Consider the following 14810-nt stretch of genomic DNA (forward strand, 5'->3'; position numbering starts at 1 on the left):
CCGCGACCATGTCCGATGCCCGCCAGTTGCGCCTGTGGATCTTCGGTTTCCAGATATCCCAGGCCATTCATGTGGCCGCGCGCCTGGGCGTGGCCGAGCACATCGGCCAACAACCGGTAGCCATCGAGCCACTCGCCCGCGCCTGCGGCTGCCCGGTCGACGGTTTGCAGCGCCTGCTGCGGGCGCTGTGCGGTATCGGCCTGTTCGCCGAGCACGAGGACGGGTTCGTGCATGCCGGCGCCTCGCCACTGCTGCGCCGCGACCATCCGCAATCGCAATACCTGGCGGCCAGCCTCTACGGTGCCGAGCACTACGCCAGCTGGGGCGACCTGTACCAGGCCGTGCGCCTCGGCTGGCCGGTATTCGAGCAGCGCCACGGCCTGCCCTACTACCGCTATCTGCAGCACTGCGCCGGCCGCCCGGGGTTGCATGCCGACTACCTGGCGGCCGACGCCCAGGCCCAGGACCAGGCGATCCAGGCGGCCTTCGACCTCGCGGGCTGCGCCTGCCTTGTGCGTATCGAGGATGCCGCGCAGGCACTGCCGAGCGCTGCCGACGCCTACCTGCTGACCCACCAGTTGCACCGCCTGGACGACGCCCACGCCGGCGCCCTGCTCGGCCGCTGCGCCACCGCCATGTGCGCGGACAGCCGCCTGCTGCTGGTGGAACTGATGCTTGCGCCCGACCCCGGCTTCGACTTGGCGCGCTGGCTCGACCTGCACAACCTGCTGATCGGCGCGGGCCGCGAGCGCAGCCAGGCGCACTACCTGGCCCTCGCCGCCGAGGCCGGGTTGGCCCTTGCCGAAGCCTGCCGGCTGGACAACGGCATGACCCTGCTGGACCTGCGCCTGGCGAGGTGAACCATGCCCCACCGCTATGACATCGAACTGACCGCCATCGATACCCTGCGCGCCAGCGAGGCAATCGACGAAGGCCATGCGCGGGCGCTGGCGCGTGACATTCTCAGCCAACAGCAGTGGCGTACCGCACTGCCGGTCGAGCGCGGCAGCGGCCTGGTGATGGACGGCAATCATCGCCTGTTCGCCGCGCGCCTGCTGGGCCTGCGGCAGATCCCCTGCGTGCTGCTGGACTACGCCGACGGCCGGGTCAGCGTGAGCGCCTGGGCCGATGGCCAGGCCTTCGACCTGGCTCGCCTGTACGGCACCATCGCCGCCGGCCAGGTGCTGCCCTACAAGACCACGCGCCACCGTTTCCAGCCAGCATTGCCGTCGATCAACCTGCCCCTGGCGCTGCTGCGCCAGGATCAGCCCCTGCCGCCTCGCCAAGGATGAGCCGATGCCCCCTCGCGATACCTGGTTCATACGCCGTACCGTCAGCGCGCCACGCCTGCGCCTGTTCTGCTTCAGCCACGCCGGCGGCAGCGCCGCCGACTACCTGCACTGGCACCCGCACCTGGGCCCGCACCTGGAACTGTGCGCGGTACAGCTGCCAGGACGCGGCTCGCGCATGGCCGAGACGCCGCGCGACGACCTGCCACGCCTGGTCGCCGAACTGCTGCAAATGCTGCGCGCCAGCGACAACGGGCTGCCCTTCGCCTTCTTCGGCCACAGCCTCGGCGCGCTGCTGGCCTTCGAGCTGAGCCAGGCCCTGCGCGAGCAAGGCCTGGCCCTGCCGCTGCGGCTGTTCGCCTCCGGTTGCGCCGCGCCCTCGGTATGCCGCCTCGAGCCGCCACTGCACCGGCTCGACGACATACAGTTGCTGGCGCAGTTGCGCGGCTACAACGGCACGCCCCCGGGCGTGCTTGCCAACCCGGACCTGCTCGGCCTGGTGCTGCCGACCCTGCGCGCCGACTTTCGCCTGGTGGGCGACTACCATTACCGGCAGCGCCCGGCGCTGCCGGTGCCGATCCACGTGCTGGCCGGCCACGACGATCCCCATGTTGCCCCCGCCGACCTCGTCGCCTGGGCCGACGAGACCAGCGCCGGCTGCAGCCACCACGGTTTCGCCGGCGACCACTTCTTCATCCGGCCCCAGGCCGCGGCCATCCGGCGCATCCTGCTCGATGCCCTGGCCACGACGCTGACCGGCCCGGCCAGGAGGGCCGCCATCCAATGGCAATGATCGAACTGCTCGGCGTGGGTTTGCACCATGGCCGCAAACACTGTTTCAGCGAACTCGACGCGCGCATCGAATGGGGGCAGCGCATCGCCATCATCGGCGACAACGGCAGCGGCAAGTCGTCACTGCTGCGCCTGCTGCAGGGCAGCCTGGCGCCCAGCGAGGGGCACCTCGAGCGCCACGGCGGTTTGCGTGTCGGCCATGTGGCCCAGGTACTGGACGGCGAGTCGTCGCTCAGCGGCGGGCAGCGTGTCAACCAGGCATTGAGCCAGGCCCTGGCCCTGGGCCCCGACCTGCTGCTGCTGGACGAGCCGACCAACCATCTGGACGCCGCCAACCGCCGCTCGCTGTCGCGCATGCTCGAGCATTTCCACGGCACCCTGGTGCTGGTGACCCACGACGTGGCCCTGATGAACCAGACCTGTGACACGCTCTGGCACTTGCACCACGGGCGCCTGGATGTGTTCAACGGCAGCTACGCCGACTACATGGCCGAGCGCGACCTGCAGCGCGGCGTGCTCGACAAGCGCATCGCCGAGGTGCGCCGCGCCCGCGACGACGCCCACGACTCGCTGATGCAGGAACAGGCCCGCGCCGCCAGCGCCCGCAAGCGCGGGGTCAAGGCGATTCAGAACAGCAAGTGGGCGACCGTGCGCTCGCCGACCAAGCTGGGCCGCGGCAACACCACCGCCGGGCGCAAGCAGGCGCAGATCCTGCAGCAGCAGCGCGAGCTCGGCGAGCAACTGGCCGAGCTGCGCCCGGAGCCGGTGATCGTGCCACGCTTCCACCTGCCGGCGACGGGCCAGTCGTCGCGGGTGCTGATCCAGGTGCGTGGCGGCAGCGTCGGCTACGCCGACGCGCCGGTGCTCAGCGGCATCGACCTGCAGCTGGACGGCGGCGAACGCCTGGCCCTGACCGGCAACAACGGCAGCGGCAAGTCCACCCTGGCGCGGGCGATCCTCGGCGACCCGCGGGTCTGGCGCCGTGGCGACTGGCTGCTGCCGGCGCCCGAGCAGATCGGCTACATCGACCAGCACTACGACACCCTGCCCGTCGATGCCAATGTGCAGGAAGCCCTGGCGCGACTAGTGCCGGATTGGCCGCTGGAACAGTTACGCGCGCACCTGGCGGACTTCCTGTTCCGCCAGGCCGATGCGGTGCAGACTCCGGTGGCTGGGCTGTCCGGCGGCGAGAAGGCACGCCTGTCCCTGGCCTGCATCGCCGCCCGGCCGCCGCAGCTACTGATCCTCGACGAGCCGACCAACAACCTCGACCTGCGCATGCGCACCCACCTGCTGGAAGTGCTGGTGGACTACCCCAACGCGCTGCTGGTGATTTCCCACGACCAGGACTTCCTCGACGGCCTGGGCATCGACCGTCACTTTCACTGCGCCAGGGACCACTCGGCCAAGGGCCAGTAGCGGCCCTTGCGTGACTCGTACAAGGTGAAGTGGCGGGCGATGAGGTGGAACGCCGGCGCCTCGGCCGCCTCCGGCAAGGGGCCAGGAAAATCCCGGGACAGGGTCAAGTGCGGCCGGTAATCGCGCACCTGCGGCTCGATACCCAGGGGCAGCAGCGCCTGCTGCAAGCCGTACACCAGCTGGCGCAGGGCCAGCGGCGCCTGCTCGGGCGCAAGCACCAACGCCGAAGCCCGCGGCCACACCTGCAACTGGTCGAGGACCAGGCGCAGGTTGGCCTCAGGAAGCCGCAGCGTATCCACCGCAGCGCACACCGCCGGCACCTGGGCGGCATCGACATCGCCCAGGAACAGCAAGGTGACATGGAAGTTCTCGCTTGGCACCGGCTTGCCGCTGCGCAGGCCCAGAGCACGCCGCCACTGGCTGATGCCACGGCGCTGTTCGTCGCCCAGCGACAGGGCGAAGAACAGCCGCTTGAAGGGGGCCCCATTAGGACGTGCGTCCTGAATCATCGGGAGTTCCTTGCTGGATGGACGGCCACCGGATTGTAAACGCCGGGTCGTCAGAAATACCCACTCATGCGGATGAATCGTTTGCGCAAGCTGTAGGCCATGCCACCTAAGTCGGGCCGTTTTGTCGTAACAATAAGTACAAACCCTGGCCACGATTGTTTATGCTGGCGGGCTTACGCCATGGCGCATGGCCATTTTTTCGACAAGTAAACGTCCATGAAAATTGCATTCGTACTGATCTTCGTCCTCTCGATCGCCTATGTTCATCTGCGCGGTCGGGTTCGTCACAAGCTGACCCGCCAGCTGGGTGACCACTCCAGCTTCCTGGCCCCGGTCAACGCCTTCCTGTACCTGTTCTCCAAGCACCCGGCCAAGCCTTACCTGCCGGTCAGCGCCTTCCCTGAGCTGCAGGTGCTGCAGGACCACTGGCAGGAGATCCGCAAGGAAGGCCAGCAACTGCTGCAGGCCGGCGAGATCAAGAAGTCCGACAACTATGACGATGTCGGCTTCAACTCGTTCTTCAAGACCGGCTGGAAGCGCTTCTACCTGAAGTGGTACGGCGAGAGCCACCCCTCGGCGATGACCCTGTGCCCGCGTACCACCGAACTGCTGGCCGGCATCGGCACAGTCAAGGCGGCGATGTTCGCCACCCTGCCGCCGGGCGCCAAGCTGGTACGCCACCGTGACCCGTACGCCGGCTCCTACCGCTACCACCTGGGCCTGGACACGCCCAACGACGATGGCTGCTACATCGACGTGGACGGCGAGAAGTACTCCTGGCGTGACGGCGAGGGCGTGGTGTTCGACGAAACCTACATTCACTATGCCGCCAACACCACCGAGCACAACCGCATCATCCTGTTCTGCGACGTCGAGCGTCCACTGAAGTACCGCTGGGCGTCTGCGTTCAACCGCTGGTTCAGCCGTAACGTGATGGCCGCCGCTGCCGCGCCCAACGATGCCAATGACAAAACCGGCGGCATCAACCGCCTGTTCACGCGTATCTACAAGATCCGTGAGCGCGGCAAGGCCATGAAAAAGCGCAACCGCACCCGCTACTACCTGGAGAAATGGGCGGTGGTCGCGGCGCTGGTGCTGGTGTTCATCTACATCTGATCCGGTCGTCATCTTCGCGGGGCAACCCCGCTCCTGCCAGCAGTGGGAGCGGGCTTGCCCCGCGAGTGTTTTCCCCGCTGCACATCCCGTCTTCGACTAGCCTGAAAGCTCCTGTTGCCAACCTGACAAGGTGAAGACGAGGAGCATGATGGACTGGGACGCCTACCGTAAGCAGTTGATGGCCGGCATCGGCGATCTCAAGCAACTCTCCCCCGATACCGTGGCCGGCTACATGACCGCCAGTGGCGCCGGGGCCAAGACCAACCACCTGGACGCCAAGACCCGCGAGCTGATCTCCCTGGCCGTGGCCGTCACCACCCGCTGCGACGGCTGCATCGCCGTGCATTCGCAGCAGGCGGTCAAGCATGGCGCCACCCGCGAGGAGATCGCCGAGGCCCTGGGCGTGGCGGTGGCGATGAACGCCGGCGCGGCACTGGTCTACTCGGCCCGAGCCCTGGACGCGATGGGCAAGGCCGGCGCCTGACACACCAAGGCGTCGCCGCCCTTGCGCGACGACGCCCTGGCACCCAGACTTGGCGGCTCAGCCCGTGCAGGAACCGCCATGATCCAGATTCGCCCCATGACCCCGGAAGACTTCGAGCGCTTCTGGCCGACCTTCCAGGCCATTGTCCAGGCTCGCCAGACCTATGCCTTCGACCCCGCTCTTAATATCGACCAGGCCCGCACGCTGTGGCTGGAGAGCCCGTTGCGCACCCTGGTGGCCGAGGCAGATGGCGAACTGCTCGGTTCCTACTTCCTCAAGGCCAATGCCGCCGGGCCCGGAGCGCACGTGGGCAACTGCGGCTACATGGTGTGCGAAAACGCCCGTGGCCGTGGCGTGGCCAGGCTGATGTGCGAGCATTCGCAGAAGCTCGCCCGCCAGGAAGGCTTCCTGGCCCTGCAGTTCAATTCGGTGGTGGCGACCAACGAAGTGGCCGTGGCGCTGTGGCACAAGCTCGGCTTCGAGACCGTCGGCCGCCTGCCCAAGGCCTACCGCCATGCTGAACTCGGCCTGGTCGACTGCCTGGTGATGTACAAGTGGCTGGCCGACGAGCCGGTGGTGGAGAAACCGCCGCTGTTGATCGGGCGCAAGAACATCGAAGCGCGGGTGTCGCGGCGACGCGGTCGCTAGCGGCTGCTACAGCGGGCCGCCGAGCGGCCCGCCCCTGCCCCTTGCCGGGTCATCACCCGGCAAAACACTGCAGCACGTCAACGACGCGGTCGCGTCAAGCTGCCACACTAGGGCCATTGCCTTTCGTGCCTGTGTGAAGGAACACCCCCTCCCCATGAACCATGAGCTGCTCTGGGTCCTTGGCCTGCTGGCCGTCGTCGTCACCCTGTTCATCCTCAACCGCCCGCGCATGGACGTGGTCGCCCTGCTGGTGATCGTCGCCCTGCCGCTGTCGGGCATCCTCACCGTGGAGCAGGCCATGGCCGGCTTCAGCGACCCCAACGTGGTGCTGATCGCAGCCCTGTTCGTGATCGGCGAAGGGCTGGTGCGCACCGGCATCGCCTACCGCATCGGCGAATGGATGAGCGAGCGCGCCGGCAACAGCGAGGCGCGCCTGCTGGTGCTGCTGATGGTGGCCGTGGCCGGCCTGGGTTCGGTGATGAGTTCCACCGGCGTGGTGGCGATCTTCATCCCGGTGGTGCTGAGCATTGCCGCGCGCCAGCAGCTTTCGCCCAGCCGGCTGATGATGCCGCTGAGCTTCGCCGGCCTGATCAGTGGCATGCTGAGCCTGGTGGCGACACCGCCGAACGTGGTGGTGCACAGCGAGCTGGTGCGCCACGGCGAGAGCGGCTTCGGCTTTTTCAGCTTCACCCCCTTTGGCCTGGTGGTGCTGATGCTCGGTATCGGCTACATGCTGCTGACCCGCCACTGGCTCAACGGCGAGGTGCGCAAGGACGGCCGGGTCGAAAGCCGCCGCACCCTGCTCGACCTGGTGCTGGACTACAAACTCAACGGCCGCGAGCGCCGCCTGCGCATCCGCCCCCATTCGCCGCTGATCGGCCATACCCTCGGCGAGCTGGAGCTGCGCACCCGCCACGGCGCCAACGTGATCGGCATCGAACGCCAGCACAAGTTCACCACCCGGGTGATCGGCGCCGACTCCGGCACCTTGCTGCAGCAGGGCGACGTACTGTTGCTGGACCTGTTCGCCAACCGCGACGACCTGCGCAGCCTGTGCCAGACCATGCTGCTTGAGCCCCTGCACTTCAAGGCCGCCTACTTCATCGACCAGTCCCAGGAACTGGGCATGGCAGAGATATCGCTGCCGCCGGGCTCACAACTGATCGGCAAGAACATCCTCGAGCTGGCCTTTCGCACCCGCTACGACCTCAACGTGGTCGGCCTGCGCCGTGACCAGCAAGCCATCGAAGGGCAACTGGTGGAAGAAAAGCTGCGCCTGGGCGACACCCTGCTGGTGGTCGGCCCGTGGAAGGCGGTGCGCCAGCTGCAGGGCAAGCCGCGCGACTTCCTGGTACTGAGCCTGCCGGCGGAAATCGACCAGGTCGCGCCGGCACGCGCCCGGGCACCCTATGCGCTGATCAGCCTGGCGGTAATGGTCGGGCTGATGGTCAGCGGCCTGGTGCCCAACGTCATCGCCGCGCTGATCGGCTGCCTGCTGATGGGCGCCGGGCGCTGCATCGACATGAACAGCGCCTACCGCGCCATCCACTGGCAGAGCCTGGTGCTGATCGTCGGCATGCTGCCCTTTGCCCTGGCCCTGCAGAAGACCGGCGGCATCGACCTGGCCGTCGGTGCGCTGGTCGGTGCGCTCGGCGGCGCCGGGCCCAGCGTGATCCTCGCCTGCCTGTTCGCGGTGACGGCGCTGATCGGGCTGTTCATCTCCAATACCGCCACCGCGGTGCTGATGGCCCCGGTGGCGGTGAGCACCGCGCAGCAGCTGGGCATGTCGCCCTACCCGTTCGCCATGACCGTGGCCCTGGCGGCGTCGGCGGCGTTCATGACGCCGGTGTCGTCTCCGGTCAACACCCTGGTGCTGGGGCCCGGCCAGTACCGCTTCGCCGACTTCGTCAAGGTCGGCGTGCCGTTCACCCTGCTGGTGATGCTGGTGACCGTGCTGATGGTGCCGTGGGTGTTCGAGCTGTAGTCGTGGGCACGATCCGGGCCGATTGCGGCGAATTGACATCAATTGATCAGTTGAAAGACACTGACACGACATCGTCCCAGGTGCCTACAGCCGTTTTCCTGGATTCTGTCTTCGCTTGTCGGTCGAGCCCATGGTGTCTCCAGTTCCGTCACGCCTGCTACCCCCGCTGATTCTGTTCGGCTTGACCCTGGCGCTGACTCTGGGCGGCATCCTCGCCCGCCCCATCGAATCACTGTCGCTGTTCTGGCCGGTGAACGCGGTACTCGCCGGCGTGCTGCTACGCAACCCACGCCAAGCCAGCCCCGGCGGCTTTGCCCTGGTCTATCTGGCCATGGTCGGTGCCGACCTGGCCTGCGGCAGCGCCTGGCGCCCGGCCTTGTGGTTCAACCTGTGCAACCTCGGCGCCATCGCCACCATCTGGTACCTGATGGCTCGGCTGCCGCGCGTGCATCGTCGCCTGCGCACCCCGCACGGCACCCTGTGCCTGTTCGGTGCCTGCGCCGTCGGTGCGGTGGTCGCCGCGAGCCTGGCCTGCGTAATGGCCGCGCCGTGGTTCGAACAATCGCTGCGCGCCACCTGGCTGGCCTGGTTCAGCGAACAGTTCTCCACCAGCGTGCTGGTCCTGCCGGTGCTGCTCACCGCGCCATCGCCCAGGGCCCTGACCCGCCCCGGCTGCACCGGCCAGACGGTGCGCCTGGCGCCGTTGCTGGTGCTGTTCGCCTCGCTGAGCGTCAGTATCGTCTTCGGCGGGCCCGGCGCCATCGCTTTCCCGATTGCCGCGCTGTTGTGGTGCGCGCTCAGCTATTCGCCCTTTCTCGTGTCGCTGCTGGCCCTCACCGCGGGCAGCACGTTGATCGTCGCCGTGGCGCAGAACCTCATGCATTTCAACATCCCGCAGAGCGAGTCGGGGGTCACTACCTTGATGTCGGCGCGCCTGGGCATCGCCATGCTGGTGCTCGGCCCGCTGGTGCTGGCCTGCGTCAGCAGCGCCAACCGCAGCCTGATGGCGCGCCTGGCGCACCAGGCGACCATCGACCACCTGACCGGGGCCCTCAGCCGCAGCGCCTTCATCCGCCGCGCCCACGCCCTGCTCGACAACCGCCAGCAAGCGCCGCTGACCTTGATGATGCTCGACATCGATCACTTCAAGACCATCAACGACCAGCATGGCCACGCAATCGGCGACCAGGTGCTGCGCCAGTTCGCCATGACCCTGCAGGACCAGTTGCACGATGGCGAGCTGTTCGCCCGCCTGGGCGGCGAGGAGTTCGTCATCGTCGTGCCGGGGCTGGCGCCGGAGCTGGCCAGGTTCACCGCCGAGCGCCTGCGCCGGGCGGTGCAGGACCAGCACATCGCGCAGCCCGGGCAGTCGCTGCGGATCACCGTGAGCATCGGTGTGAGCGGTTGCGCCGCCGGCACCCCGGCACCCAGCCTGGACGTGCTGCTGGCCAGCGCCGACCAGGCGCTCTACCGGGCCAAGGCCCAGGGCCGTAACCGTGTCGAACAAGCCGATGGGCAGCGCCAGGTGGTGTGAGTCAACCGGCCAGCAGGTCCCAGCTCAGCTTGGCGATCAGCACGCACAGCAGCACCAGGAACAGCCCCCGCACGAACCCGGCGCCCTTGCGCACCGCTAGCCAGGTGCCGGTCAGCGCGCCAAGGACATTGAACAGCGCCATCGGCAGCGCAATGGCCCACAGCACATTGCCCGACGGGATGAAGAACACCAGCGCAGCCAGGTTGGTGGCGATGTTGACCAGCTTCGCCGAGGCCGAGGCATGCAGGAAATCCAGGGCGAAGAAGCGGATGAACAGGAAGATCAGGAAACTGCCGGTGCCAGGCCCGAACAGCCCGTCATAGAAGCCGATGGCGCCACCGATCAGCACCGCCAGGCACTGTTCCTTGCGGCCGATGGCCATGGGTTTGTGCAGGGTGCCGAAATCCTTCTTGCAGAAGGTGTAGATGGCCATCAGCACGATCAGCGCCAGCACCATCGGGCGCATCACGCTCGCCGGCACCAAGGATACGGTGGCCGCGCCGAGGAACGACATCACGAAGGCGCTCAGCGCCGCGGGCACGATCAACCCCCAGTCCAGCTTGACCTTGCGGATGAACGAACGCGCCGCGAACGTGGTACCGCACACCGAGGCCAGCTTGTTGCTGCCCAGCAGTGCCGCCGGCTGGGCGTTGGGCAGCACGTTGAACAGCGCGGGGATCTGGATCAGCCCGCCGCCACCGACGGCAGCGTCGATCAGGCCAGCGGCGAAGGCAAACAGCGAAAGCAGGGCAATATCCATCATCTCGAAGGTCCAGGCGGCACAAAACAGGCTGCCAGACTAATCAAAGCGCCGCGCTTGTGTTGAAATGCCATATTGCGAAAACTGCAACAAGGAGCCCTTGCATGGCCCTGGACATGCTGCGTGAAATACAAGCGTTCGTCAGCGTTGCGCACAAGCGCAGCTTTGTCAGCGCCGCCCGTGCCCTGGGCCGTTCGCCCAGCGCAGTAACTCGTGCGGTGCAGGCGCTGGAGGACAACAGCGGCGCCAAGCTGTTCAACCGCAGCGCCAGCGCCGTGTCATTGACCGAGGCCGGCGAGCGTCTGCTGCCTCACGCCGAACGCTTGCTGGATGTGCAACGGGATGCCGCCGACGAGTTGGCCGCGCTGACCGGCAACGCCAAGGGCTGGATCCGCCTGGCCGCGCCCGAGGTTCTGGCCCAGCAGATATTGCCAGGAGTGCTGGCCGAGTTCTCTCGTCGCCACCCTCACGTCACCCTCGACGTGCAGTACAGCGATCAGGTTCTGGATCCGCTGCAAGGCAAGCTGGACTTCGTGATCCGCGGAGCCTTCCCACAGTCCAGCGAACTGATCGGCTACCCGCTATGGCGTTACCGCCGCCACCTGTACGCCAGTCCTGAGTACCTGGCGCAGGCCGGCACGCCCCAAGGGCTGGAAGACCTGGAACGGCATGCGCTGATCCTGCATACCGCACCGCGCATCCTCAAGGCCTGGCATTTCAGCAAGGATGGGCGCATCTCCAGCCTGCGCCCACGGCCGCGGCTGCGCCTGGGCTCAGGGGTGGCAGTACTGCAAACCACCCTGGCGGGCGCCGGCATCGCGCGGCTGGCCGATTGGCTGGGGGAACCGGAGGTGCGAGCCGGACGGTTGGTGCGGGTCTGCCCCGATTTTCACCTGACATCCAGCACCGGGCACGACCCGCAGATGCATGCCGTGTACCCCGCCGGCGACCTTCCGGCACGGGCTCGCGAGCTGCTGCAGGCCCTGCGCGATGCCCGTCCGCGCCTATGGGAACAGCCCTGAACAGGCCTGCTCAATTTCTGCTCAATCTAACAGAGTGCCTGCCAATACTGGCCTGTAGCGTTTTATCCACAGACCTACCCACGATTTTTGTGGACAGTTTCCGCAAGCCTTGAAGGAAAAATTACAAGCGCAGCAAGGCCACGTTGGCCAGCTTGACCAACTCGATCCATTCGCTTGCGCTGATCACACCGGAACGCTCCAACTCTTCGGCACGGCGCAGTGCCTGATCGTAGTCCTCTTCGTGGAGGATGCCCTCGCCGAGAAAACGACCGCGCCACTCCAGCATCGCTGCAGTGCCTTTCTTGCATTCCATAGTGTGTATTGTCTCCAAGGCAAGTGAATGGCCCGTGTGCCCGGGCCCTTTGATTGGGGGCGGGAGATTACACGAGCGACTTGCACTTGAGAACGACTTGCAGCTACCGCTTGTCTAGACGACTGCGGTATTCGGCGGGAAAACCGGGAGGGAAGAGTCCGGCCCGCCATTGCGCCAGGCGGGCCGGGACAGGAAAAAGTTGCGGCTCAGCTTGGCGGAATGGTGCCCAGCAGGCCAATCATGATAGTCAGCAGCAGAAAACCACCCAGAAACAGCGCGAGCTTGCCCATCGGAACCTCTACAGTGTGATGACGTAACGGCGGGGCTGGCCGCTGCGGTAGTGCAGCGGGGCAGCCTGCCCAGCGCACACCGGATTGGAAGGCTGGGCCTGGGCGTATTGTCCGGCAGCGGCTGATACGGTTACAGATTCAGGTTCGTGGAAAAAAAGCGGATCAGATGGTAATCGACCATCGCGGTGCAAGCCCGCTCCCACGAGTGCACAACGTGAGGTCAACGCGGTTGGCGTGGGAGCGGGCTTGCCCCGCGATACATCCGCGCAGGCAACACACCTATGCTACGGTCCGAAGCCCAGACAAGGAGAACCACCGCAAATGACCGCGCTCGCCAGCAACGCCGCCCTGCTGATCATCGACATGCAGAACGGCATCAACCACCCTCGCCTGGGCCGTCGCAACAACCCCGAAGCCGAACAGCGCATCAGCGAACTGCTCGCCTTTTGGCGCGCGAGCACGCGCCCGGTGGTGCACGTGCGCCATATCTCCCGCGATCCGGATTCGGTGTTCCGGCCAGGTCAGTCCGGCTGCGAGTTCCAGCCCGACTTCACCCCGCAGGCGAACGAGGCCGTGTTTGAAAAACACCTGCCCGACGCTTTCTGCAACAGCGGCCTGGAACACTGGCTGCACCAGCGCGGCATCCAGCAACTGGTCATCACCGGCGTGATCACCAACAACTCGGTAGAGTCGAGCGCACGCTCGGCGGGCAACCTGGGGTTCGCAACGGTGGTGGTGGGCGACGCCTGCTACACCTTCGACCAGCATGATCTGCAAGGCCGGCTGTGGCCGGCGGAGGATGTCCATGCCCTGGCCCTGAGCAACCTGGCCATGGACTATGCGCGCGTTCTGGAGAGTGCGGCGGTGCTGACCGCTGGCTGATCACGCCAGCGTGCGCAGCTTGGCCAGCGGCACCCAGCCGAGCTCGCCATTGCTCACCCGGCGACACCAGGCCCAGCCATTCAAGGGGCGCAGGCTATCGAGCTGCTGGCCGGGGTCGACGTCCAGTTCATGGGCCGAATAAGCTTCCAGCGCCCTGCCCCGGCCCACGCCCAGCCGTTCGATGAACTGGGCTGGCACCCACCCTGCTGCCTGGCCCTGGCAACTGCACAGGTACCAGTCCTCCCACTGCTCGTCGCCCTCGTAGCGCTGGCCGATCTCCAGCAGCGTGCCACGGGCGAAGGTGATGGGCGCAGGGTACTCACTGCGGTGTGTCTCGATCACGACGTACTTCACAGGCCTCTCCCTGGCTGCGAAAAGCGTCGATCCTAGTCGAAGGGCCTCTACAGCACCATGACCATTTCATGCCAGGCCATGCCGCCATGATCGGAAGCCGACGGGCGTACATAGGCGTAGCCCATCTTCTCGTACAACCCGACATGGCGCTCCTTGCACATCAGGTGGATGGTGGCCTTGCCGCGCTCGCGCATCTGCGCGACGAAGCGCGCCATCAACCGGCAGGCATGGCCCTGGCCCTGGTACGCGGGGTCAAGCACCACCGACATGATCACCACATTGGGCGCCTGCGGGTCATGCCCGACCAGTTCCTTGAAAGCCTCGTCCGACATCACCACCTGGTCGGCGCAACCGCTGTTGATGAAGCCGATCACCTGGCCCTCGGCCTCCAGCACGAGGAAGCCCTCCGGGTACTGGGCGATGCGCGTGGCGATCTTTTCCCGGGTGGCGGCTTCGTCGCCTTCGTAGGCGCTGGTCTCGATCTGGTAGCAACGATCCACGTCGCTGGAGGCGGCCTGGCGGAATGTCGGTGTGCTCATGGGCGGAATCCGGATAGCGGGAAACAGGGGCGACATCCTAACGGAAGTCGCCGCCCTGCCACAGGCTCGCCATGTCACCTACACCGAACGGGTAATCCCCCCATCGACCCGCAGGTTCTGCCCGGTGATGTAACCCGCGCCCTCGGAGGCAAGGAAGCCGACAGTGGCCGCGATTTCCTCGGCCTTACCGTACCGCTCCATGGGAATCCGGCTACGGAATTCCTCCTTCTCCGGCAGGCTGTCGATGAAGCCTGGCAGAACGTTGTTCATGCGGATGTTCTCGGCCGCGTAACGGTCGGCGAACAGTTTGGTGAAGGCCGCGAGCCCGGCACGGAACACGCCGGAGGTCGGGAATGCCGGATCCGGCTCGAAGGTGGCGAAGGTCGAGATATTGATGATGGTCCCGCCCTGCTGCCGCTGCATGATCGGGGTCACCAGGCGGGTCGGGCGCACCACGTTGAGGAAGTACACCTCCATGCCCCGGTGCCAGTCCTCGTCGCTGAGCTCGAGCACCGGCGCACGCGGGCCATGCCCGGCGCTGTTGACCAGCACATCGATACGCCCCCATTGCTGTATCACGGTATCGACCAGACGCTGCAGGTCCTCTGCCGACTGGTTGGAGCCGGTGATGCCGATGCCACCCAGCTCGGCCGCCAGGGCCTCGCCTTTGCCCGAGGACGACAGGATCGCCACCCTGAAACCATCGGCAGCCAGCCGCCGCGCGGCCTCCGCGCCCATGCCACTGCCACCTGCGGTGATGATTGCCACTTTCTGAGAAGACATATGCCGCCCCTTCCGGGAGTTGATCAAGTAGGCCCATGAAGCCAGAATCCGGCTGTACGCACCAATCACGAATACTGGCAGCAGCCTGCAGG

At 66.6% G+C, this 14810-nt stretch carries 17 protein-coding genes; 11 read left to right on the forward strand and 6 right to left on the reverse strand.

The window, feature by feature from the left end; translation table 11 throughout:
• Positions 1–8: 8 nt before the first annotated feature.
• Genes LOY42_RS15920 through LOY42_RS15935 form a run of 4 tightly spaced genes read left to right on the forward strand, consistent with a single transcriptional unit; the run spans position 9 to position 3500 of the window.
• Positions 9–860: an acetylserotonin O-methyltransferase gene (locus tag LOY42_RS15920; RefSeq protein WP_258598323.1), complete on the forward strand. Its 852-nt coding sequence runs from the start codon at positions 9–11 to the stop codon at positions 858–860.
• Positions 861–863: 3 nt separating this feature from the next.
• The gene (locus tag LOY42_RS15925; RefSeq protein WP_139671603.1) at positions 864–1292 is read left to right on the forward strand and encodes a ParB N-terminal domain-containing protein; all 429 of its coding nucleotides are present in this window, start codon (positions 864–866) and stop codon (positions 1290–1292) included.
• Between the two features lie 4 nt (positions 1293–1296).
• Positions 1297–2082: a thioesterase II family protein gene (locus LOY42_RS15930; RefSeq protein WP_258598327.1), complete on the forward strand. Its 786-nt coding sequence runs from the start codon at positions 1297–1299 to the stop codon at positions 2080–2082.
• Complete coding sequence (locus LOY42_RS15935; RefSeq protein WP_258598329.1) at positions 2073–3500, forward strand: ATP-binding cassette domain-containing protein; 1428 nt, start codon at positions 2073–2075, stop codon at positions 3498–3500. The genes LOY42_RS15930 and LOY42_RS15935 overlap by 10 nt, the downstream gene beginning before the upstream one ends.
• Here the strand turns inward: LOY42_RS15935 and thpR are convergent.
• Positions 3464–4009, reverse strand: coding sequence for an RNA 2',3'-cyclic phosphodiesterase (gene thpR, locus LOY42_RS15940; RefSeq protein WP_198754840.1), 546 nt, complete (start codon positions 4007–4009; stop codon positions 3464–3466). The genes LOY42_RS15935 and thpR overlap by 37 nt on opposite strands.
• A gap of 216 nt (positions 4010–4225) precedes the next feature.
• Between thpR and lpxO the strand changes: the two genes are divergently transcribed.
• The 5 genes from lpxO (at position 4226) to LOY42_RS15965 (ending at position 9775) form a co-directional block, all read left to right on the forward strand.
• Entirely contained in the window at positions 4226–5125 is a 900-nt protein-coding gene (gene lpxO / locus LOY42_RS15945) for a lipid A hydroxylase LpxO (RefSeq protein WP_258598332.1), read from the forward strand.
• A 145-nt stretch (positions 5126–5270) separates the two neighbouring features.
• Positions 5271–5609, forward strand: a complete 339-nt coding sequence (locus tag LOY42_RS15950; RefSeq protein WP_258598334.1) for a carboxymuconolactone decarboxylase family protein — start codon at positions 5271–5273, stop codon at positions 5607–5609.
• A gap of 78 nt (positions 5610–5687) precedes the next feature.
• A complete protein-coding gene (locus tag LOY42_RS15955) occupies positions 5688–6257 on the forward strand; it encodes a GNAT family N-acetyltransferase (protein WP_139671623.1) in 570 nt (189 codons plus the stop codon).
• 154 nt (positions 6258–6411) lie between these two features.
• Entirely contained in the window at positions 6412–8241 is a 1830-nt protein-coding gene (locus tag LOY42_RS15960) for an SLC13 family permease (RefSeq protein ID WP_139671625.1), read from the forward strand.
• 115 nt (positions 8242–8356) lie between these two features.
• Entirely contained in the window at positions 8357–9775 is a 1419-nt protein-coding gene (locus tag LOY42_RS15965) for a sensor domain-containing diguanylate cyclase (protein ID WP_258598337.1), read from the forward strand.
• A 1-nt stretch (position 9776) separates the two neighbouring features.
• Here LOY42_RS15965 and LOY42_RS15970 read toward each other — a convergent pair whose 3' ends face one another.
• On the reverse strand, positions 9777–10538 hold the full coding sequence (locus LOY42_RS15970; RefSeq protein ID WP_110698285.1) for a TSUP family transporter: 762 nt from the start codon (positions 10536–10538) through the stop codon (positions 9777–9779).
• A gap of 101 nt (positions 10539–10639) precedes the next feature.
• Between LOY42_RS15970 and LOY42_RS15975 the strand changes: the two genes are divergently transcribed.
• A complete protein-coding gene (locus LOY42_RS15975; RefSeq protein ID WP_139671631.1) occupies positions 10640–11557 on the forward strand; it encodes a LysR family transcriptional regulator in 918 nt (305 codons plus the stop codon).
• Between the two features lie 121 nt (positions 11558–11678).
• Here LOY42_RS15975 and LOY42_RS15980 read toward each other — a convergent pair whose 3' ends face one another.
• Positions 11679–11870 (reverse strand): hypothetical protein, encoded by a 192-nt coding sequence (locus LOY42_RS15980; protein ID WP_031315428.1) that lies wholly within the window; start codon positions 11868–11870, stop codon positions 11679–11681.
• Positions 11871–12481: 611 nt separating this feature from the next.
• Between LOY42_RS15980 and LOY42_RS15985 the strand changes: the two genes are divergently transcribed.
• On the forward strand, positions 12482–13042 hold the full coding sequence (locus LOY42_RS15985) for a cysteine hydrolase family protein (RefSeq protein ID WP_258598343.1): 561 nt from the start codon (positions 12482–12484) through the stop codon (positions 13040–13042).
• On the opposite strand, the gene LOY42_RS15990 is transcribed toward LOY42_RS15985, so the two are convergent.
• The 3 genes from LOY42_RS15990 to LOY42_RS16000 all read right to left on the reverse strand — a co-directional run bounded on the left by LOY42_RS15990 (position 13043) and on the right by LOY42_RS16000 (position 14718).
• Positions 13043–13396 (reverse strand): SH3 domain-containing protein, encoded by a 354-nt coding sequence (locus tag LOY42_RS15990; protein WP_139671637.1) that lies wholly within the window; start codon positions 13394–13396, stop codon positions 13043–13045.
• A 47-nt stretch (positions 13397–13443) separates the two neighbouring features.
• Positions 13444–13935: a GNAT family N-acetyltransferase gene (locus LOY42_RS15995; RefSeq protein ID WP_177486039.1), complete on the reverse strand. Its 492-nt coding sequence runs from the start codon at positions 13933–13935 to the stop codon at positions 13444–13446.
• Positions 13936–14013: 78 nt separating this feature from the next.
• The gene (locus tag LOY42_RS16000; RefSeq protein WP_139671640.1) at positions 14014–14718 is read right to left on the reverse strand and encodes an SDR family oxidoreductase; all 705 of its coding nucleotides are present in this window, start codon (positions 14716–14718) and stop codon (positions 14014–14016) included.
• Between the last annotated feature and the right edge of the window lie 92 nt (positions 14719–14810).

This window comes from Pseudomonas sp. B21-023, assembly GCF_024749165.1.
GTDB lineage: Bacteria > Pseudomonadota > Gammaproteobacteria > Pseudomonadales > Pseudomonadaceae > Aquipseudomonas.